The sequence below is a fragment of the Martinezella lusitana genome, assembly GCF_014207095.1.
Lineage (GTDB): Bacteria > Pseudomonadota > Alphaproteobacteria > Rhizobiales > Rhizobiaceae > Rhizobium > Rhizobium lusitanum_B.
Genome location: NZ_JACHBG010000008.1, coordinates 153953 through 172916 on the forward strand (window position 1 = coordinate 153953; position 18964 = coordinate 172916).

Consider the following 18964-nt stretch of genomic DNA (forward strand, 5'->3'; position numbering starts at 1 on the left):
TGAGGCGATATATCTTTAAGATATGAACAAAGCCACCGCAATATATTGGACTGGCTGTCGCATCGTCTCCACTTAGGCGGAGCGCAACCGCTCATCCAGCGTGAGCGTGTCAACAGCCAGGAGCCTCCCATGAGTTCGAAACACAGCAAACTATTCCTGATCACCGGCGTCAGCTCCGGCTTCGGTCGAGCCTTCGCCGAAGCGGCGCTCGCCGCCGGCCATCGCGTCGTCGGCACGGTGCGCAATGCCGATGGCAAAGCAGATTTCGAAGTGATCGCGCCGGAGCGGGCCAAAGCCGTGCTTCTCGATGTAACCGATTTCGATGCGATCGAGCCTGCGGTTGCCCGTATCGAGGCGGAGACGGGGCCGATCGACGTCTTGATCAACAACGCCGGCTACGGCCACGAAGGTATGCTTGAGGAATCGCCGCTTGGCGAGATGCGGCGCCAGTTCGATGTCAACGTTTTCGGAGCCGTTGCGATGATCAAGGCGGTATTGCCCTTCATGCGCCGCCGTCGTGCCGGGCACATCATCAATATCACTTCGATGGGCGGTTTCATCACCATGCCCGGCATTGCCTATTACTGCGGCAGCAAATTCGCGCTGGAGGGCATCAGCGAGGTGTTGGCGAAAGAGGTGAAGGGCTTCGGCATCGACGTGACCGCTGTCGCGCCCGGATCGTTCCGCACCGATTGGGCTGGGCGCTCCATGGTGCGCTCCGGCCGCAGCATCGCCGACTACGATGAGCTGTTCGATCCGATCCGGAAGGCACGCGAGGAAAAGAGCGGCAATCAGGCCGGCGACCCGCATAAGGCAGCTGCCGCCATATTGGCGCTGGTCGCGTCCGAAAACCCGCCGGTCCATCTGCTGCTCGGGACCGACGCGCTGAATTTGGTGCGGGGGAAGCTCGCTGCCTTCAGCGAGGAGATCGCTGCCTGGGAAGATCTGACCCGCTCAACCGATTTCGGTTGAGCGCATCGCATCGGGCAATGAAAAGATACGCCCTTACCCCGCTCGGGAAGGGCGTATTGTCCTTAAGGAACGATCAGCGTACCGGCGCCGCGCTCGGTGAAGATTTCGAGCAGTACCGAGTGGGCCGTCTTGCCGTTGAGGATGACGACGCCCTGAACACCGGCCTTGATGGCGTCGATGCAGGTCTCGACCTTCGGGATCATGCCGCCGGAAATCGTGCCGTCGGCGATCAGGGCATGCGCCTGCGCGACCGAAAGCTCCTTGATGAGCTGGCCCTGCTTGTCGAGCACGCCCGGGACATCCGTCAGGAACAGCAGGCGCGTGGCGCTGAGCGCACCGGCGATCGCACCGGCAAAGGTATCGGCATTGATGTTGTAGGTGGCGCCGTCGCGGCCTGGAGCGACCGGGGCGATGACGGGGATCATCTCCGACTTGGCAAGCAGGTCGAGCAGCGTGCGGTCGACTTCGACCACTTCGCCGACGAAGCCGAGATCGAGCACGCGCTCGATGTTGGAATCCGGATCCTTGATGGTCTTGTGCGCCTTTTCGGCGAAGACCATGTTGCCATCTTTGCCGCAAAGGCCGATCGCCCATTCGCCGGTCTGGTTGATCAGCGCGACGATTTCCTTGTTGATCGAGCCGGCGAGCACCATCTCGACGATCTCGACCGTCTTAGCGTCGGTGACGCGCAAGCCGCCTTCGAATTTCGATTCGATACCCATCTTCGTTAGCATGGCGCCGATCTGCGGGCCGCCGCCGTGGACGACGATCGGGTTGACGCCCGACTGCTTCAACAGGGCGATGTCGGCTGCGAACGCCTTGCCGAGCTCGACGTTGCCCATGGCGTGACCACCGTATTTCACCACGATGGTCTTGTTTTCGTAACGCTGCATGTAGGGCAGCGCCTGTGCGAGCAGGCTGGCTTGAAGTTCGCTGTGGGCTTCGGACATGGTGCACCCTTCGAAAATGTTCGCGGCCTTTTATCTCAAGTTTTTGACAGAGGGAATAATGATGTCGGCATAAGTTGATGCTGTGTCACAATAGCACTGTCAAAATTGATCGCGTCGGCGAGCTTGCCTGGGCGCACTTTTGTCTTAATGTTGGGCCAGGCGTCTGAGTGGGGTGTCGGATGGCGGCGAGCGAGGAGACGGAAGCGCTGATCGGCCGTGTCGCCATGCGCGACCAAAAGGCCTTCGCAGTGCTCTACAAACGCACCAGTCCAAAACTCTATGGTGTTTGCCTGCGTATCATAGGCAATAGAACAGACGCGGAAGAAGTCTTGCAGGAAGTCTACGTCAAGATATGGCAGCGTGCCGAGCAGTTTGCCCCTTCCGAGGGGCGGGCTATGCCCTGGCTGGCGGCGATTGCGCGCAATCGATCCATCGATTTCGTTCGTGCCCGCAAGCCGGTTGCTGACGAAATCGACAGCGCATACGATCTTGCCGACACAGAACCGGACCCGGAAGAGCAAGCAATCGTTAAGGGAGAGGGCAGGCGGATTGACAGGTGCATGGAAGAGTTGGAAGCTGATCGCGCCCGGGCTGTTCGCAGCGCCTATGTCGAGGGTTTGAGCTACCAGGAACTCGCCGATCAACACTCGGTACCTTTGAATACCATGCGCACCTGGCTGCGCCGGAGCCTGATCAGACTAAGAGAGTGCATGGACCGATGAGTACGCCCGATCAAAGCAAGGGAGGCCGCTCCCGCGACGAAGTCCTGGCCGGAGAATACGTGCTTGGCGTGCTCTCGCTGGAGGATCGGCAGAAGGTCGAGAGACGCATGCGCAGCGACCGCCAATTCGCGGCCATCGTCAGCCGCTGGGAGCAGAATCTCTCGGAATTCAACGAGGAATACGAATCGGCAACGCCCGCGAAAGCGGTGTTTCCGAAGATCGAAAAGCGGATTTTCGGGGAGGCCGCGCTTGGCGCCCACCTGTGGAAGTCGCTCGTACTCTGGCGCTCGGTTGCCTTCGGCTCGCTGTTTCTGGCGGCCGGTGTTCTGGTCTTCGCCATTACGAACGAAGCGGGTCCCCGTCCCGTTCAGGGCAAGCAGCTCACCGCATCCCTTTCTGGCCAGAACAGCTCCGTCAATCTCCTTGCCAATTACGATGTCGCCAATGGCCGCTTGAAGGTGACGCCGGTCGCTGCCGGCAAGCCGGATGAGAAGTCGCTGGAACTCTGGCTGATTCGCGGCAGCGATCCTGCCGAGGCTCTGGGTATCCTGCCGCAGACCGGTGAGGGCGAGATCAGCCTGCCGCCGGAGCTTCACAGCAAATTGACGGAAGGCGCGATTATCGCCATCAGCGTCGAGCCTTTCGGGGGCTCGCCGACAGGCAAACCAACGGGCAACGTAATTGCCTCCGGCACGATCCAACTGCCCTGACGAATTCCTCTCCAGAAAACATCATCGGCTGAAACTCTTCTCCATACGCCTGCGTACCTTCCTTTGACCCCGACCGATCGGGGCAAAAAGAGGAAGAGGACAAGTCATGATCAAGACCGTGATTCGCATCGGCGCGATGGCAGCAATGGTTTCGGCCGGAGCGAGCCTGGCCTACGCCAAGGACCCCATGGTGGGCGGGGCGGCGATGTACGCAAGCAAGAATATCATCCAGAATGCCGTGAATTCGAAAGACCACACGACGCTGGTCGCCGCCGTGAAGGCAGCAGGGCTTGTGGACACGCTCGAAGGCAAAGGCCCCTTCACCGTTTTCGCGCCGACCAATGAAGCCTTCAAGCAACTGCCTCCGGGCACGGTCGACACCCTGCTGAAGCCGGAGAACAACGCAACGCTGGTCAAGGTGCTGACCTGCCATGTCGTCGCCGGTGACGATATGGCCGCCGCCCTCAAGAAATGGGCGATGAGCAAGGGTGGCGAGTACGATTTGAAAACAGTCGGCGGCTGCACCATCAAGGCCATGGAAAAGGGCGGCAAGCTGACGCTGACCGACGAGGCCGGCGGCACTGCTCACATCACCATCGCCGACGTCAAGCAGTCGAACGGCGTCATCCACGTCGTCGACAAGGTGCTGTTGCCGAAGATGTGATCCTCCGCGGCAACACGGCCGTCGCTCTCGCCAAGCGGCATAGAGCGGCGGCCTCATCGCAGAGATTGATTTAATTGCTCAAACGTCGATGCCGACCGTCAGCCCAATGGCCTCGCGCAACTCCTGAAGGCCGGCGCCCTTTTCCGAGGAAGTGGCGAGAATGCCGGGATAGGCGGCCGGGCGCTTGCGGATTTTCTCCGCTGTGTCGGCGAGCAGTTTCGGCAGGCCCGCTTCCTTGATCTTGTCGGTCTTGGTGAGCACGATCTGGTAGGACACGGCGGCCTTGTCGAGCAGGTCCAGAACCTCCGCATCGTTCTTCTTGATGCCATGGCGGCTGTCGATCAGCACGTAGACGCGCTTCAGCGTCGTGCGCCCGCGCAGATAGTCGAACACCAGCTTGGTCCAGGCGTCGACCTGATCCTTCGGCGCTTCGGCATAGCCGTAGCCGGGCATGTCGACCAGCGCCATCGGCGGCAGGTCGCCGCCTTCGCCGGAAAAGCCGTCTGGAACGAAATAGTTGAGCTCCTGGGTACGCCCCGGCGTATTCGAGGTACGCGCCAGGCCCTTATGTCCGACCAGCGCATTGATCAGCGACGACTTGCCGACATTCGAGCGTCCGGCGAAGGCCACTTCGAACGGCCCTTCCGGCGGCAGGAACTTCATCGACGGCACGCCGCGGATGAAGATCCACGGGCGCCCGAAAAGTGGCTTGTCGTCTTTTGTCGTCTGGTCGGCCATGCTCTCGGTCTTTTGCTTGAATGAGTGCATTGGCTTCGGGGTTTTATCCGCGAAAGTCAAGTTTTGATCGGCATTGGGCGTCGTACGCCGAGCTTCGATGCCACCTCAAAGAGTCGGTAATAGCTAACCGCAACACGTGACGGCATTTGCTGGCCCACAGCAAGCGGCTGCTTGAGCTTGCTCGACCAGCCACCGGTCACGTGGCTTGCAGCTAGCCGCGCGGGGAATGAGGTCGACATGCACCGCCCCGTTACGGATAGCGGGAGCCGATGCGCAGTAGAGCTGCATCGGCTGCACCCCGTCGCTTACCTCAAAGGTCAGCCTTGCGGCACCATCGAGCTGCACGTGCTCGGAAACTTTGCGGATGATAGCGGCGAACTTGCCCGCCGGCATATGCATGCGGTCGCCTTCCTCGATATCCCAAAGCTGCACGAAGATCTCAGCCCATGTTTCGGGGTTGGCCCCACAGTCCAGTGCCGAAAACTGCCCGGCTTTAACTTCCGTGACATGATAGCCCGGCCTCACGGGCCGGCCGTCATAGCGGAATATAAGGGGCAGATCGCGGGCTCCGGCCAAGGTCTCAAGCAGAAGGCCTAGGTTGATATCCGAAGCCAGGCTCTTGTCGATCGCGTTCATTTGAGGTACTCCATATTTCAACATTTCAAGGATTGTTGAAATATGGATGAAGGTCAAGCCCTCGCTTCATTCGGCGCACTCTCTCAGGAGACCCGTCTGCAGATCGTTCGCATGCTCGTCGTTGCCGGTCCTGATGGCATGGCTGCGGGCGCGATTGCAGAGAAGCTCGACGTATCGCCCTCGAATGTCTCGTTCCACCTGAAGGAATTGGATCGGGCCGGCCTCATTGGCCAGCAACGGGAATCCCGCTCTATCGTCTACACCGCCAACTTCCATGTGCTCGGAGGTCTCGTCCGCTTCCTGATGGAAGACTGCTGCGCGGGGCACCCGGAGGTCTGCGCGTCGGCGACGCAAGTCGCTGCCTGCTGTGCACCCGCTGCGAGAAACGTTCCATGAACATGCTGATCTCGGGCTTGAAGCCATGACATCTTTTCCGCTTTCGCGCCGCCTTGTCTCGGAGGCCTTGGGCGCGAGCCTTCTGGTTACGACGGTCGTCGGTTCGGGCATGATGGCGGACAGGCTGACGACCGATGCGGCGCTTGCGCTGCTCGCCAATACGTTGCCTACGGGTGCGATACTTATCGTGCTGATCATCGTCCTGGGGCCGATATCCGGCGCTCACTTCAACCCGGTCGTATCGCTGGCCTTCACGCTGCGCCGCGAGCTGACCGCCATGTCGGCTTTGGGCTATATCGTTGCGCAGATCCTCGGCGGCATTGCCGGAACATTCCTTGCGCATGCCATGTTCGAACTGCCGTTGTTGCAGGCGTCGACGACCATTCGCAGCGGCGGCGCGCAATGGCTGGCCGAGGTGACGGCCACGTTCGGCCTTGTTTTCGTCATCCTCGCGGGCCGGCGGTTTCGCACCGACGCCGTGTCATGGCTGGTTGGCCTCTATATCACGGCTGCATACTGGTTTTCAGCTTCCACCTCTTTCGCCAATCCGGCTGTCGCAATCGCCCGCGCACTGACGAACACCTTCGCCGGCATTCGTCCTGTCGATCTGCCGGGTTTTATTGTCGCGGAAGTCCTCGGTGCATTGCTGGCGGTATTGCTTGTCAGCTGGCTGCTGATGGAAGCCAGCGATCCTCAACCTCTTGCTGAAACGGAAACCGCCCCATGACCACGGATGTTACAATCTACCACAATCCCGATTGCGGCACTTCGCGCAACACGCTGGCGATGATCCGCAATGCCGGTATCGAGCCGACCGTCATCGAATATTTGCGCAATCCGCCAACTCGGGATGATCTCGTCAAGATGATTGCCGATGCGGGTTTGACTGTTCGGCAGGCGATCCGCGAAAAGGGCACGCCCTATGCCGAGCTCGGCCTCCACAATCCGGACTTGACCGATGCCCAATTGCTTGATGCCATGTTGAAGGATCCGATCCTGATCAACCGCCCCTTCGTCGTCACTCCCATGGGCACGCGTCTGGCCCGGCCTTCGGAAATCGTCCTGGATATCCTACCTGATACGCATAGAGGCCCGTTCGCCAAAGAAGATGGCGAGCGGGTTCTCGGCGCTGACGGCAAGCGCCTTGTCTGAACGGGTGCCACTTCTTGCCGTGCTCGCGCTCGGCGTCACGCAGATCATTGGATACGGTACCCTCTATTACAGCTTCAGCATCCTCGCGCCTAATATGGCCGCGCAGTTCGCATGGTCGAGCGAATGGGTTTTCGGCGCGCTGTCGGCCGCGCTTCTGATTGGCGGCCTCACTGCCCCATGGCTGGGCGTGCTGTTCGACAGGATCGGCGCCGCCCGGGTGATGACGATCGGCTCCTTCGCGGCGGCTGTCGCTCTGGCCGCCTGTGCCCTTGCGCCCAACAAGGCAGCCTACGTCGCAGCACTTGTTGCGATCGAAGCTTCCGCCAATCTGGTCCAGTATGGCGCGGCCTTTGCGCTGCTCGTGCAAATCCGACCGCAGGTCGCCTCCCGCAGTATCGCCTATCTGACGCTGATCGGTGGATTTGCCTCGACAATCTTCTGGCCGATAACCACGGCACTTCATGCGCATCTCACATGGCAGAACGTCTATTTGGTTTTCGCCGTCCTCAACCTCTGTATCTGCCTGCCAATCCACGCCTGGTTGTCGCGTCAGGGAACCATGCACCGGGCGAGGGCATCGACCGTCGCCCCGCTTGTCGAGGGTGTGTTGCCACCTGCTCGCCGTCGCCTTGGCTTTGCGATCATGGTTACGGGTTTTTCGCTGATGTCGCTCGTCAGTTCGGCTATTCTGGTGCATCTGGTGCATCTGGTGCCGCTACTGTCCGGTCTCGGTCTTGGCGCGACCGCCGCTCTCGTAGGGACGCTCTTCGGCCCGTCGCAGGTCGGCAGCCGCCTCGCCAATATGGTGTTCGGCAAGAACCTGCCCGCCCTCCATCTGGCCGTGATCTCTTCGACGCTGATTCCGGGTGGAGTGCTGGTGCTTCTGCTTTCGGCTCCCTCCGTGCCCGGCGCCATGGCCTTCGCGATGATCTTCGGCATGGGCAACGGCCTCCTCAGTATCGTCACCGGGACGCTGCCTCTGCATCTTTTCGGCAGTGACGGCTACGGGAAGCTTCAGGGGAAGATGATGGCGGCGCGGCTGACCCTTTCAGCTTTTGCCCCGTTCATCCTGGCCTTCGCTATGGAGAACATCGGCATCACGCCCTCAGTCGCCGTCACGGCCGCTCTGGGCGGGCTTTCCATCGTTGCCCTATTCTCCATCGCTGCGTTGCGATGACCGTTGTGGGCGGCGCATTAATGCCGGAGTTCCCGTCGGTCGCACCTGCTGCCAAATAACGAAAAGCCCCGCCGAAGCGGGGCTTTTGCATTTATTTCGATGGCGCCGGTTTTCGTTTGAAGAGGCCCTTCAGATTGTCGAAGAGCTCTACCTTCACACCATGGCGCTTCATGATGATCGACTGCTGGATCACCGAGAGGGTGTTGTTCCAGGCCCAGTAGATCACGAGGCCGGCCGGGAAGCTTGCCAGCATGAACATGAATACCAGCGGCATCCAGTTAAAGATCATCGCCTGGGTTGGGTCCGGCGGCGTCGGGTTCATGCGCATCTGGAAGAACATGGTAACGCCCATGATCAGCGGCCAGACGCCGAGATGCAGGAAGGTCGGAGCCGCAAAGGGCAGCAGGCCGAAGAGGTTGACGATCGACGTCGGATCTGGAGCGGAAAGGTCCTGAATCCAGCCGAAGAACGCCGCGTGACGCATCTCGATGGTGATGTAGATCACCTTGTAGAGCGAGAAGAAGATCGGGATCTGCAGGAGCACCGGCCAGCAGCCCGCGATCGGATTGATCTTCTCTTCCTTGTAAAGCTGCATGGTCGCCTGCTGCAGGCCCATGCGGTCGTCGCCGAACTTCGCCTTCAGCTCCTCCATCTTCGGCTGCATGCGCTTCATGTTCGCCATGGAGGCATATTGCCGGCTGGCGAGCGGGAAGAAGAGCGCCTTGACGACGATGGTCGTGCAGAGGATGGCGACGCCGAAATTACCGAAGAAGCGGAAGAAGAAATCCATCAGCTTGAACATCGGCTTGGTGATGAAATAGAACCAGCCCCAGTCGATCAGGCGGTCGAAGCGCGGGATCGAATAGCTGGTTTCATAGCGATCGATGACCGGAACTTCCTTGGCGCCGGCGAAGACGAGGTTCTTCAGCTCGATCGACTGGCTGGGAGCGACCGTGATCGCATCCTGCTTGTAATCGGCCTGATAACGTGGCGTGCCGTCGGCGAAATGCGAGAAGCGGGCGTCATAGGCCGTCGACTGCGGCGGCACGACGGTTGCGGCCCAGTACTTGTCGGTCATGCCGAGCCAGCCGCCGGTCGACTTTGCCGGTGTCGTTGCTTCCTTCTCGGTCGAGGCATATTTGGTCTCGATCAGGCCATCGTCGCCAATAACGCCGATGAAGCCTTCGTGCAGAACGTATGCGGAGGGCGTCTCAGGCTTGTTGTAGCGCGTAACGCGGCCATAGCTCGACAGAGAAACCGGAGCCTGGCTGCTGTTGGCGATCTTGTCGGTGATCGTGAACATATAGCGATCGTCGACGGAGATCGTGCGCGAGAAGGTGACGCCCTTGTCGTTGGTATAGGACAGCGTGACCGGCGTCTTATCCGTCAGCTTGTCGCCGCCTGCGAGCTTCCACACGGTCGAAGGACCGGGAACCGCGCCGGTCGCGTCGTTGCCGACATAGCCGAGTTCGGTGAAGTAGCCGTCCTTGGTGTCGGCAGGGCTGAACAGCGTGATGATCGGGCTGCTCTTGTCGACGGTCTCGTGATAGCTCTTCAGACGCAGGTCATCGAGGCGAGCGCCTTCCAGGTTGATGGAACCGGCAAGCGCGGGCGTATCGATGACAACGCGCGAGGCTGCAGTCTTTTCGACCGACTGCTCACGGGTAAGGACCGTCGACGTCGTCTGGCCGTTTGCCGGCAGCGCACCGTTCACTGCGGTCCCTGCGGCCGGAGACTGGGTCGTCTGAGCCTGCTGGGTCTGCTGATGCTGCTTGGCGGCCTGTTCGGCCTGGCGCTGCGCCTCAAGGCGCGGGTTCATATAGAAAAACTGCCAGCCGAGAACAATCAGCACGGACAGTGCAATTGCTATGAAGTAATTGCGGTTGTTTTCCATCATACTTTCCTGGAGCGGTCCGTTTCCGACCGCCGATGTTTCGGCCTGTTTTCGATGCGGCTTACGAGTTCGCTTGCCAGTTTTTCGAAAGGTGCGGTCAGCACATCGCGCCGCGCGACAACCACATAGTCGTGTCCGGGCTGCATTGCAAACCCGGCATGAAGACGCACGGCTTCTTTCAGCCTGCGCCGCATGCGATTGCGCTCCACTGCGTTGCCATGTTTTTTGGTAACAGTAAAACCAACGCGGGGGTCGGCGTCGGCAAGCTTGCGGTCCAGCATCTCTAGGAGAAAGAAGCCGCCCTTGCGCTTCTCGCCTTCACGGACTGCAAGAAACTGCGGCCGGCTTTTCAGCCGCCCGACAGTCTTTTTGGGTCGTTCATTCGTCAATTTGCCCGCCATCCTGGATCATCGGGCACTTCGGCCGTTAGGCCGAAAGACGCTTGCGGCCGCGGTTACGGCGAGCGGAAAGAACCGCACGGCCGCCCTTGGTAGCCATACGGGCACGGAAGCCGTGACGACGCTTGCGAACAAGCTTGGATGGTTGATAGGTACGCTTCATTTATTTAAACACCGCGGAGTGCGGCCCTTCTTGAGCTTTGCTTCAATAGCAAGGAGCGTTGTTGATTATGACGAACGGACTTGGCCCGCAAATGCAGGCTCCATGACCGAACGTGCGCGGGCTTATAAGGATCGAGGCCCCTAAAGTCAATTATACCGGCGCAGATTCCTTGAAATCCGGGATTTCCGCCTGTTGACGCAGCATCCCGACAGCGTCGGGTCGATTGACGGCGCGCGCACAGAAATATTCGAAAATGCTGAAATAGGACGAAAGAACAAGTATTGATCCACGCATTTTGACTAAAATTGCAGCAAGATAACATTAATGAATTTGGCCGATATCTGGATCCTACTGGCAAAACTCGCCCATTTCCGGCGATGCTGACGGCCTTTGGGGGATATCTTGAAAATACGCGGCAAAGTAAATCTGCTTGTACTCGTCATGACCGGGGCGGCGCTGCTGATCGGCGCCACCACTCTTTATGCTTTGCGTCGATATGACCAGAGACTGCAGAGTTACGAGCAGACTGCCAGCCGCGCCTATATGGGCGAGCGTCTCAACCGCTATGTAACCGCGGTGGTCATGGAGGCGCGCGGCATTTATGCGGCCGCTTCGGCCAAGGATTCCAAGAGCTTCGCCGATGGGTTGATGTCCGATCTCGACGAAATCGACAAGGTCCTGGCCTCCTGGTCACCCCTGGTGCCGGAAGCGCAGAAAGCCGACTTCGCCAAATTGCAGGCCCGCGCCCAGGAGTTTCGCGGCTTTCGCACGGAAACGGCCCGTCTCGGCGTGACCGAGGGTCCGGACGCTGCCGGCAAGCAGGGCAACAACGAGGCCAACCGCGCCAATCGCAAAGCCTTCCAGGCTGAGATCGACGCCGTCGTTCAGGCCGACAAGGCGGAACTTGCAAAGGCGGAAGCCGAGATCGCCGTCTTCCACAAGAACATCCTGTGGGTCGTTCTCAGCATCATGGTCGTCGGCATCGGCGCCGGCGTCGGTCTAGGCGCCTATATCGGTACGGTTCACCTGAGCCGCCCGATCCGCAAGGTCACTGACGCGATCAAGAAGGTGGCCGACGGCCAGTTCGATATCGAGGTGCCGTTTGCGGGACGCGGCGACGAAATCGGTGAGATGGCCGCCGCTGTCGACGTCTTCAAGGAAAACGGCAATGCCGTGCGCCGCATGAATGCCGAAGAAATGGCGATGCGCGCCAGAAGCGACGAACTACAGTCCAGTATGTCGCTCGCCGTTTCGGCTGCAGCGGCCGGCGATTTCAGCCGCCGCATCGACAAGGATTACGGCGACGCCAATCTCAATCGCTTCGCCACCAATGTGAACGAGCTGCTTGTCAGCGTTGATGTCGGCATCGGCGAAGTCCGCCGCGTCATCGCAAGCCTGGCCGAAGGCGATCTGACCCAATCGATGAAGGGTGAATTCCAGGGCGCCTTTGCGGAGCTGCAGCAGAACGTCAATGCGACGCTTGCTACGTTGAAGAGCACGATGCGCGAAGTGCGCGAGACCACCGGCTCGATCAACTCCAACACCAACGAGCTGCGTCACGCCAGCGACGACCTCTCCAAGCGCACCGAACAGCAAGCGGCAGCGCTTGAGGAAACCTCGACCGCGCTCGATCAGATCACTTCCGTCGTTCAGAATTCGACCGAGCGGGCACGCGAGGCGAGCGTCATGGTGGGCGAGGCTAAGGACGATGCCGCCCGTTCCGGCACGGTCGTTCGCAACGCGATCGACGCCATGGGCCGCATCGAGCAGGCATCCGGCGAAATCAGCCAGATCATCGGCGTCATCGACGACATCGCCTTCCAGACCAATCTGCTGGCGCTCAACGCTGGTGTTGAGGCTGCGCGCGCCGGCGAGGCGGGCAAGGGCTTTGCCGTCGTCGCTCAGGAAGTGCGCGAGCTTGCCCAACGCTCTGCCACGGCCGCCAAGGATATCAAGGCGCTGATCGGCAAATCCGGTGGCGAGGTGCAGGCCGGCGTCAAGCTGGTGCAGGCGACCGGCGAGGCGCTCTCGACCATCGAGGCGCGCGTGCTGAAGATCAACGATCACATTCACTCCATCGCGACGGCTGCACGCGAGCAGGCGACCGGCCTGTCGGAAGTCAACAATGCCGTGAACCAGATGGACGAAGTCACGCAGCGCAATGCCGCCATGGTCGAAGAGACCTCTGCTGCGACCCATCGCCTGGCAGGCGAGGCTGATGGCCTCGTACGGCTGGTCTCCCGCTTCAAGGTCGATGGAGGCAATGTTGCAGCTCCGATGGCGGCCCGCGCCGAAACGCATCGTCCGGCACCATCGCCGGCGCGCCGGATGATCGACAAGGTCGCAACGGCCTTCGGCGGCGGCGCTGGCCGCGCCACGGCCGCCGCCGCGCAGAATTGGGAAGAATTCTGATCTCGTTGCGATAGATGAGAGACGCGGTTGCGCCGGGCGCAGCCGCACTTGCCGTTGGCGCTATAGGGTCCCTCGATCGCGACTCGATTGGAAAAAAACCCACAATCGCCTATTATGCCATTTCGACAAGTCGCCATCAGGTCGCTTTGCGGCGAAGCGGGACATTTGAAATGGACAGTGAGCAGGGCGGAAACGTCGCAAGGGAGGGCAAGGCCGACAAGGTCGGTCTAGCCAGGCTTTGCAGGCCGACCGGCATCTTTGGCGGCCTCTCGGGCAAGCTCCTCATTCTCACGGTCGTTTTCATGTCTTTGGCCGAGGTGCTCATCTTCGTGCCCTCCGTCGCCAATATGCGGCTGCGCTGGTTGGAAGACCGGCTGAGCACGGCTGCTGCTGCTGCCATCGCCATCGACGGCCTGCAGACCGCAGAATTGCCGCGCGCGCTGCAGAAGGAAACATTGATGGCCACCGGCACGCGGGCCATCGTTCTGCGCAAGGACGGCACCTCGCGTCTGCTGGCGACAGCGGAAATGCCGGCCTCGGTCGACGACATGTACGATCTGAGCGATGTATCGCAGCTGACGGCCATCAAGGATGCGCTTCACACGCTCATCTTCGGTGGTAACCGCATCATTCGCGTCTTCGGACCCGTTGGCGGCGATGCCGGCACCGGCATCGAAGTGGTGCTGAAGGACACGCGCCTGCGCAACGCCATGCTTGCCTATTCGCGCAGCGTCTTCCTCGTTTCCATCCTGATTTCGCTCTTCACCGCTACGCTGATCTTCTTTGCGATCAACCGCATCATGATCCGCCCCATCCGCCGTCTCACTGACAGCATGCAGGCCTATTCCGACGACCCCGAAGATCCCGGCCGTATCCTCGTGCCCGATCGGGGACGCGATGAGCTCGCGGTGGCCGGCCGCCATCTCGCCGCCATGCAGACGCAGCTGCAGAAAACGCTGAAGCAGCAGAAGAACCTCGCCGCCCTCGGCCTCGCCGTTTCGAAGATCAATCACGACATGCGCAATATCCTCTCAGCCGCACAGCTGATGTCGGACAGGCTTGTCGATGTCGACGACCCTATGGTGAAGCGATTCGCACCCAAGCTGCTGCGCACCATCGATCGCGCCGTCGGCTATACGACAGAGGTGCTGTCCTACGGCCAGACGTCCGAATCGGCGCCGCGCCGGCGCAAGCTTCACCTCGTGGAGCTGATTGCCGAGGTTCGGGACATTCTGGCGATCGACCCGGAAAGCGGCGTCGAGTTCCTCGAGCAGCTCAACTCCGATCTTGAAGTCGATGCCGATAGCGAACAGCTGTTCCGCGTCATCCATAATCTCTGCCGCAACGCCCATCAGGCGCTGATTGCCTTCAGCGATGCGGAAGCGGGGAGCGTCAAGCGCATCACTGTGTCGGCGCATCGGATAGGAAGCGTCGTCAGCATCACCGTCGACGACACCGGCCCGGGCATGCCGCAGAAGGCGCGAGAGAATCTTTTCACCGCATTTCGCGGTTCCGCTCGTTCCGGAGGCACCGGCCTTGGCCTAGCAATCGCCCGCGAGCTGGTTCTTGCCCATGGCGGCACCATTGCGTTGGTGGAAAAACCTGTGGCGGGAACGCAATTCCGCATCGAGATTCCCGACCGCCCGGTATCTCTCGACGATTACCGCAGCAAAAGCTTGCAAGAAAACTGATTTTTTTCAAACACTTGTCACTATCTTGAACGAAAATCGCGATCTTTTTCACAAATCCGCTTGCATTCCCTCAAGGGACCCTTTAGAGAACCGCCCACACCGAACGGTTTCTTCCGTTTCGGCACGCACCCGTAGCTCAGCTGGATAGAGCACCAGACTACGAATCTGGGGGTCAGGAGTTCGAATCTCTTCGGGTGCGCCATTTTTTCTTTTAAATTTGTGATGATGGTGAACGTTAGGCGTGGTTGCGCATAACGAGCAGCGAGCCATGGTTAGGCAGGCGTGCTATTGGCGCGACCTTCCTCGGCAATCAGTGAAACTGGCGGACTTCTACCGGCGCGCGGCAGGCAGCTGCGGCCTTGCGTCCCCAGGCCAGAGCTTCGTCCTTGTCAGCGCATTCCAGCACCCAGAAGCCGCCCACATGTTCCTTGGTCTTGAGATACGGTCCATTCGTCACCAGCACATCGCCATTGGGCTGAGGGCATAGCGACGTCGCGGCGCTTGCCGGGTGCATGCCACCGACGAAAATCCTGATGCCGGCAGCCTTCATCTCGTCATTGAGTCTGTCGATATCGCTGTGCATCGCTTCGTCCTCCATCACGGATGGATTGTAATCGTCCGGATGGTGGATTGAGACCAGATACTGGGTCATGACGTCTCCTATCGAGGTTTCCGAGCAGGCCGATTGCCGGCCTTCACCATATGACGAATGCCGGAGCCGTGATCCGACAAGCTGTCGGTCAGATTTTCACGCGCGGGCAAAAGCTATACCGCCACGGGAGTCGGTTCAGCTGGGTCGCGGTGCGTCTTGCCGATGATCCGTCGCCAACGGCAATTCCGGCAGGAAGAGCAGCACAATCAGCGCCAGCGCCACAATCGCCGTTCCCGTCGCGAAGGTCATAGCAATGGCGTGGCGGTAAAGTGCGATAGCGGCGGCATGCGCCTCCGGAGAGGCGGTGGCGAGCTCCCTCATGCCGGCTTCGGTGAGTGACGACATATGCACGCCATCCAGCAGTCCGCCGGCGTTCTGGACGCGATAGGCCAGGATGGCTCCCGAGCCGGTAACGCCGATGAGGCCGCCAAGCGAGCGAAAGAAAGCCAGTGTCGCCGTGCCGACGCCGCGATGCGAAAACGGCAGCGCGTTCTGCACCGCAATCGTCATTGTGGGCATAACGAGCCCAAGCCCCAGACCGAGAGCGAAGACGGCGGGCTCGATGATCCAGAAACCCTGGCTGCTGGCGGCGGCCCAGGAAAGGATCGCGAAGGCAACCGTCGCAAGGCTGAGGCCGCAGATCTGTGCGGGCTTGTATCGCCCGAAACGATGCAGCAGTACGCGGCCGTTGACCATCGAGGAGATAACGACGCCGATCATCAGCGGCCCTGTCAGCAGGCCGGAATGCGAAGCGCTGACGCCCATGACCATCTGGAAGAACAACGGAAAGAACAGGCTTGCGCCGAGCATGCCCATGAAGGTCAGCGCGAGCACGATGCAGGCGACGATGAACAACCGGTTGCGGAAGAGATCCGGCGGCAGCACCGGTTCGGGTTCGCGCCGGACATGAAGGATGAAGAGGCCGCAAAGCACCAGCGCGACGGCGAACAGTCCGAAAATCTCCGGCGAATTCCAGGCCCATTCATTGCCACCGAGTGCCAGCACCAGCAGGAAGCTCGTCGTGCAACCCGTCAGCAGCGCGGCGCCGAGATAATCGATGCGGCGGCTCCGAGACTGGTGCGGCCGCTTGAGCGCGCGGCCGATCATGACGAGGGCGACGGCGCCAATCGGCAGGTTGACGTAGAAGATCCAGTGCCAGGACAGAAGATCGGTGATGATGCCGCCGGCGATCGGGCCGACAACGCTACAGACCGCGAAGACGGCCGCAATCGAGCCCTGGTTGCGCCCGCGTCTGGCGGGCGGCACGATATCGCCGATGATGATCTGCGCAAGCGGCATCAATCCGCCTGCGCCAATGCCCTGGATCGCCCGGAAGATGATCAGCTGCATCAGCGTCTGCGCCATGCCGCTGAGGACGGAGCCGAGCAGAAAGATCAGGATCGCCGTATAGATCATCGGCTTGCGGCCGTATTGGTCGCTGAGCTTGCCGTAGAGCGGCATGGTGCTGGTGGAGGCGAGCACATAGGCGCTGACGACCCAGGAGAGATGGGTGAGGCCGCCAAGGTCGCTGACGATGCGGGGCAGGGCGGTCGCGACGATGCTCTGGTCTATAGCGCCGAGGCCAAGCACGATCATCAGGCCGAGAATGACCGCGCGGATCTCGCGGCGGTCGGGTGGATCTCCCGCTGCGGGCGTCGCCGGCGGCGCTGCTTGCAGACGCTCTCCGCTCATTGGCCGATCTCCTCAAGCGGTGCGATCGCTGCCCGAATGGCAGCGCGCTGGTCGGCTGACAGTTTGACCAGTTCGGATGCGAGCCAGTCCGTTCGTCTTTGCTTCAGACTTTTTATGAGCTCCTGACCCTTCTCGGTTGCGATCAGGCCGTTGCGCCGGCGATCGCTGGGGTCGGGCGCCGAGCGTATGATGAGACCGTCACGCTCCATCGCCTTCACATGCCCTGATATTGTCGGGCCGCGCAGCTTTTCCATCCGGGCAAGTTCGGCAACACCGATGCCCGGCTGTCGCATGACGGCAACGAGCAGCAAGGCATGCAGCGGCGACAAGCCTGGATCGTCGCTTTCGCGGCGCAATTGCCGGTAAAGGCGGTGCAGGGCAGGGCGCAGTGCTTCGGCAAGCGCATGGGCTTCTTCCAGCCCGCGATGGTGGTCAGTGTCGATCATGGGCTTCTTGCCTCAATTAATAGGTAGGCTTCCTATCTATATTCCTGCTATGCATACTTGCACAAGCGATAATATTATGAAACATTTTCAATCATTACGCGCCGTTCAACAGTAGTACGACTCGAGAGGAGAAGAGCTGTGAAACGACTTCTGACAACGGTAACTGTGACCGCATTGAGCGCCTTGCTGGCGATATCGTCTTTCGATCCGGCCGTTGCGGGACCGATCCAGCCGATGGTCCAACCGCTGGTTGCGCAAGGCGGCGGTCAGCCTGCTGGTGTCATCGATGTGCAGTATCGCCATCAAAACAGGCATCTTCGGCCACACCATCGCCCCCATTATCGTCCGCACCACCGCCCGCATCATCGGCCGGGCTACTGGCACGGCTATCGCGGCTATAATCATGCCCGGCCCGGCTATCGCCGTTACAATGACGGCTGGTGGTATCCGATGGCTGCCTTTACTGCAGGTGCAATCATTGGCGGGGCGGTTGCGCAGCCGCCGCGCGGCAGTGCGCATGTTCGCTGGTGCGCCAGCCGCTACAAGACCTATCGCGCTTCCGACAACACCTATCAGCCGACCAACGGTCCTCGCCGCCAGTGCGTGAGCCCGTAAGCTGCGTCTGAACTGAGTGCGTGGCCCTCTTCGTATTCGCGGCGGGGGCCTTGTTTTATGCCGCCGAGGGTAGCGGCAGCTTCAATCCGGTCAACTGTTCCGAGATATCCCAAAGTCTGCGCCAAACGACCTGGTCGCGAGCGTGTGGGGCAATCCATGCCTGGATCGGCGGCCCCTTCAGCTCGTAGAAGCCCTTCGGCCCATACATGACGCCGCCTTCCGCCTGCGGCGAGGTGGCAGCAAAGAGCGTCGGCAGTGCGCCTGCCGCGGCTGATTGCGAGAAGAGAGGCCCCACCAATTGTCCGAAGCGCTCGAGAAGCCCGGGGCGGTTGCGGCCCATGCGCGGTCCTGCGCTCTGCAGGCCGGTGACGGCATAGCCAGGATGGGCGGCAGTGCTTTTCAATCTCCAGCCCTCGGCGCTCGCGATGCGGTCGAGTTCCAGACCGAACAGCAGCCGCATCGTCCAGGCGAAATGGCCGACATAATTTGCCCCCATCTGCATCTCGAAGCCGTCTTCGGTCTCGTGCCGATCAGGAATTGCCATGACGCCGGCATTGTTGATCAGGAGGTCGATGCGCGGCACGGCGGCGGCGATGCGCCCAGCCGTGCGTGCGACGGAATCGAGGCTGGCGAGATCGAGAGGCTCAAACGCAATGTCTGCATTGAGTGTTGCGGCCCGGATAGACGCCATCGCTTCGGCTCCCTTTCTTTCGTTGCGCGAGGCGATGATCACCTTCGCGCCTGCCCCGGCCAGGGCCTTGGCTGCCTCATAGCCGATGCCGCTATTGGCTCCGGTAATGACGGCTATTCGACCTGTCTGCGGCGGAATGTCTTTCACTGTCCAATCTGGCATGGCGAACTCCTGTCGAGAGATTTGGCATCGC

General features: G+C 60.7%; 21 protein-coding genes and 1 tRNA gene. 12 read left to right on the forward strand and 10 right to left on the reverse strand.

What is annotated here, in order from left to right; all coding sequences use genetic code 11:
* Nucleotides 1-129 precede the first annotated feature (129 nt).
* Nucleotides 130-972: an oxidoreductase gene (locus GGD46_RS18600; RefSeq protein WP_184706562.1), complete on the forward strand. Its 843-nt coding sequence runs from the start codon at nucleotides 130-132 to the stop codon at nucleotides 970-972.
* 62 nt (nucleotides 973-1034) lie between these two features.
* Here GGD46_RS18600 and argB read toward each other — a convergent pair whose 3' ends face one another.
* Nucleotides 1035-1922, reverse strand: a complete 888-nt coding sequence (argB, locus tag GGD46_RS18605; protein WP_004120889.1) for an acetylglutamate kinase — start codon at nucleotides 1920-1922, stop codon at nucleotides 1035-1037.
* Between the two features lie 179 nt (nucleotides 1923-2101).
* Here argB and GGD46_RS18610 point away from each other — a divergent pair, with 179 nt between their 5' ends.
* From GGD46_RS18610 to GGD46_RS18620, 3 genes are all read left to right on the forward strand, one after another.
* A complete protein-coding gene (locus GGD46_RS18610) occupies nucleotides 2102-2644 on the forward strand; it encodes a sigma-70 family RNA polymerase sigma factor (RefSeq protein ID WP_184706564.1) in 543 nt (180 codons plus the stop codon).
* Nucleotides 2641-3354 (forward strand): anti-sigma factor domain-containing protein, encoded by a 714-nt coding sequence (locus tag GGD46_RS18615; protein WP_184706566.1) that lies wholly within the window; start codon nucleotides 2641-2643, stop codon nucleotides 3352-3354. The genes GGD46_RS18610 and GGD46_RS18615 overlap by 4 nt, the downstream gene beginning before the upstream one ends.
* A gap of 106 nt (nucleotides 3355-3460) precedes the next feature.
* Nucleotides 3461-4018, forward strand: coding sequence for a fasciclin domain-containing protein (locus tag GGD46_RS18620; protein WP_184706568.1), 558 nt, complete (start codon nucleotides 3461-3463; stop codon nucleotides 4016-4018).
* Between the two features lie 78 nt (nucleotides 4019-4096).
* On the opposite strand, the gene yihA is transcribed toward GGD46_RS18620, so the two are convergent.
* Nucleotides 4097-4756 (reverse strand): ribosome biogenesis GTP-binding protein YihA/YsxC, encoded by a 660-nt coding sequence (gene yihA / locus GGD46_RS18625; protein ID WP_184706570.1) that lies wholly within the window; start codon nucleotides 4754-4756, stop codon nucleotides 4097-4099.
* A 123-nt stretch (nucleotides 4757-4879) separates the two neighbouring features.
* Nucleotides 4880-5392: a DUF6428 family protein gene (locus tag GGD46_RS18630; protein WP_184706572.1), complete on the reverse strand. Its 513-nt coding sequence runs from the start codon at nucleotides 5390-5392 to the stop codon at nucleotides 4880-4882.
* A 42-nt stretch (nucleotides 5393-5434) separates the two neighbouring features.
* Here GGD46_RS18630 and GGD46_RS18635 point away from each other — a divergent pair, with 42 nt between their 5' ends.
* Genes GGD46_RS18635 through arsK form a run of 4 tightly spaced genes read left to right on the forward strand, consistent with a single transcriptional unit; the run spans nucleotide 5435 to nucleotide 8117 of the window.
* Nucleotides 5435-5788, forward strand: a complete 354-nt coding sequence (locus GGD46_RS18635) for an ArsR/SmtB family transcription factor (RefSeq protein ID WP_184706573.1) — start codon at nucleotides 5435-5437, stop codon at nucleotides 5786-5788.
* Nucleotides 5789-5813: 25 nt separating this feature from the next.
* Nucleotides 5814-6515, forward strand: a complete 702-nt coding sequence (locus tag GGD46_RS18640) for an MIP/aquaporin family protein (RefSeq protein ID WP_184706575.1) — start codon at nucleotides 5814-5816, stop codon at nucleotides 6513-6515.
* Nucleotides 6512-6940 carry an arsenate reductase (glutaredoxin) gene (gene arsC, locus GGD46_RS18645; RefSeq protein ID WP_184706577.1) on the forward strand — a complete coding sequence of 143 codons (429 nt, stop codon included), beginning with the start codon at nucleotides 6512-6514 and terminating at the stop codon, nucleotides 6938-6940. The genes GGD46_RS18640 and arsC overlap by 4 nt, the downstream gene beginning before the upstream one ends.
* Nucleotides 6897-8117, forward strand: coding sequence for an arsenite efflux MFS transporter ArsK (gene arsK / locus GGD46_RS18650; protein WP_184706580.1), 1221 nt, complete (start codon nucleotides 6897-6899; stop codon nucleotides 8115-8117). Before arsC ends, arsK begins: the two co-directional genes overlap by 44 nt.
* A 91-nt stretch (nucleotides 8118-8208) precedes the next feature.
* Here arsK and yidC read toward each other — a convergent pair whose 3' ends face one another.
* From yidC to rpmH, 3 genes are read right to left on the reverse strand one after another with little or no spacing between them, the layout of a single operon-like run.
* Nucleotides 8209-10011, reverse strand: coding sequence for a membrane protein insertase YidC (yidC, locus tag GGD46_RS18655; protein ID WP_184706704.1), 1803 nt, complete (start codon nucleotides 10009-10011; stop codon nucleotides 8209-8211).
* On the reverse strand, nucleotides 10011-10412 hold the full coding sequence (gene rnpA / locus GGD46_RS18660) for a ribonuclease P protein component (protein WP_184706582.1): 402 nt from the start codon (nucleotides 10410-10412) through the stop codon (nucleotides 10011-10013). The genes yidC and rnpA overlap by 1 nt, the downstream gene beginning before the upstream one ends.
* A gap of 25 nt (nucleotides 10413-10437) precedes the next feature.
* Nucleotides 10438-10572, reverse strand: coding sequence for a 50S ribosomal protein L34 (gene rpmH, locus GGD46_RS18665; protein WP_041677194.1), 135 nt, complete (start codon nucleotides 10570-10572; stop codon nucleotides 10438-10440).
* Nucleotides 10573-10974: 402 nt separating this feature from the next.
* Between rpmH and GGD46_RS18670 the strand changes: the two genes are divergently transcribed.
* From GGD46_RS18670 to GGD46_RS18680, 3 genes are all read left to right on the forward strand, one after another.
* Nucleotides 10975-12984: a methyl-accepting chemotaxis protein gene (locus GGD46_RS18670; RefSeq protein WP_184706584.1), complete on the forward strand. Its 2010-nt coding sequence runs from the start codon at nucleotides 10975-10977 to the stop codon at nucleotides 12982-12984.
* A 170-nt stretch (nucleotides 12985-13154) separates the two neighbouring features.
* On the forward strand, nucleotides 13155-14675 hold the full coding sequence (locus GGD46_RS18675; RefSeq protein WP_184706586.1) for a sensor histidine kinase: 1521 nt from the start codon (nucleotides 13155-13157) through the stop codon (nucleotides 14673-14675).
* A 125-nt stretch (nucleotides 14676-14800) separates the two neighbouring features.
* Nucleotides 14801-14877 (forward strand) — tRNA-Arg (locus tag GGD46_RS18680).
* A 108-nt stretch (nucleotides 14878-14985) separates the two neighbouring features.
* Here the strand turns inward: GGD46_RS18680 and GGD46_RS18685 are convergent.
* From GGD46_RS18685 to GGD46_RS18695, 3 genes are all read right to left on the reverse strand, one after another.
* Complete coding sequence (locus GGD46_RS18685) at nucleotides 14986-15327, reverse strand: YciI family protein (protein ID WP_184706588.1); 342 nt, start codon at nucleotides 15325-15327, stop codon at nucleotides 14986-14988.
* Between the two features lie 135 nt (nucleotides 15328-15462).
* Nucleotides 15463-17019, reverse strand: a complete 1557-nt coding sequence (locus tag GGD46_RS18690; protein ID WP_184706590.1) for an MDR family MFS transporter — start codon at nucleotides 17017-17019, stop codon at nucleotides 15463-15465.
* On the reverse strand, nucleotides 17016-17465 hold the full coding sequence (locus tag GGD46_RS18695; RefSeq protein ID WP_184706592.1) for a MarR family winged helix-turn-helix transcriptional regulator: 450 nt from the start codon (nucleotides 17463-17465) through the stop codon (nucleotides 17016-17018). The genes GGD46_RS18690 and GGD46_RS18695 overlap by 4 nt, the downstream gene beginning before the upstream one ends.
* 138 nt (nucleotides 17466-17603) lie before the next feature.
* Between GGD46_RS18695 and GGD46_RS18700 the strand changes: the two genes are divergently transcribed.
* Nucleotides 17604-18080 (forward strand): BA14K family protein, encoded by a 477-nt coding sequence (locus GGD46_RS18700; protein WP_313206312.1) that lies wholly within the window; start codon nucleotides 17604-17606, stop codon nucleotides 18078-18080.
* A gap of 55 nt (nucleotides 18081-18135) precedes the next feature.
* On the opposite strand, the gene GGD46_RS18705 is transcribed toward GGD46_RS18700, so the two are convergent.
* Nucleotides 18136-18933, reverse strand: a complete 798-nt coding sequence (locus GGD46_RS18705) for an SDR family NAD(P)-dependent oxidoreductase (protein ID WP_184706594.1) — start codon at nucleotides 18931-18933, stop codon at nucleotides 18136-18138.
* Nucleotides 18934-18964 lie beyond the last annotated feature (31 nt).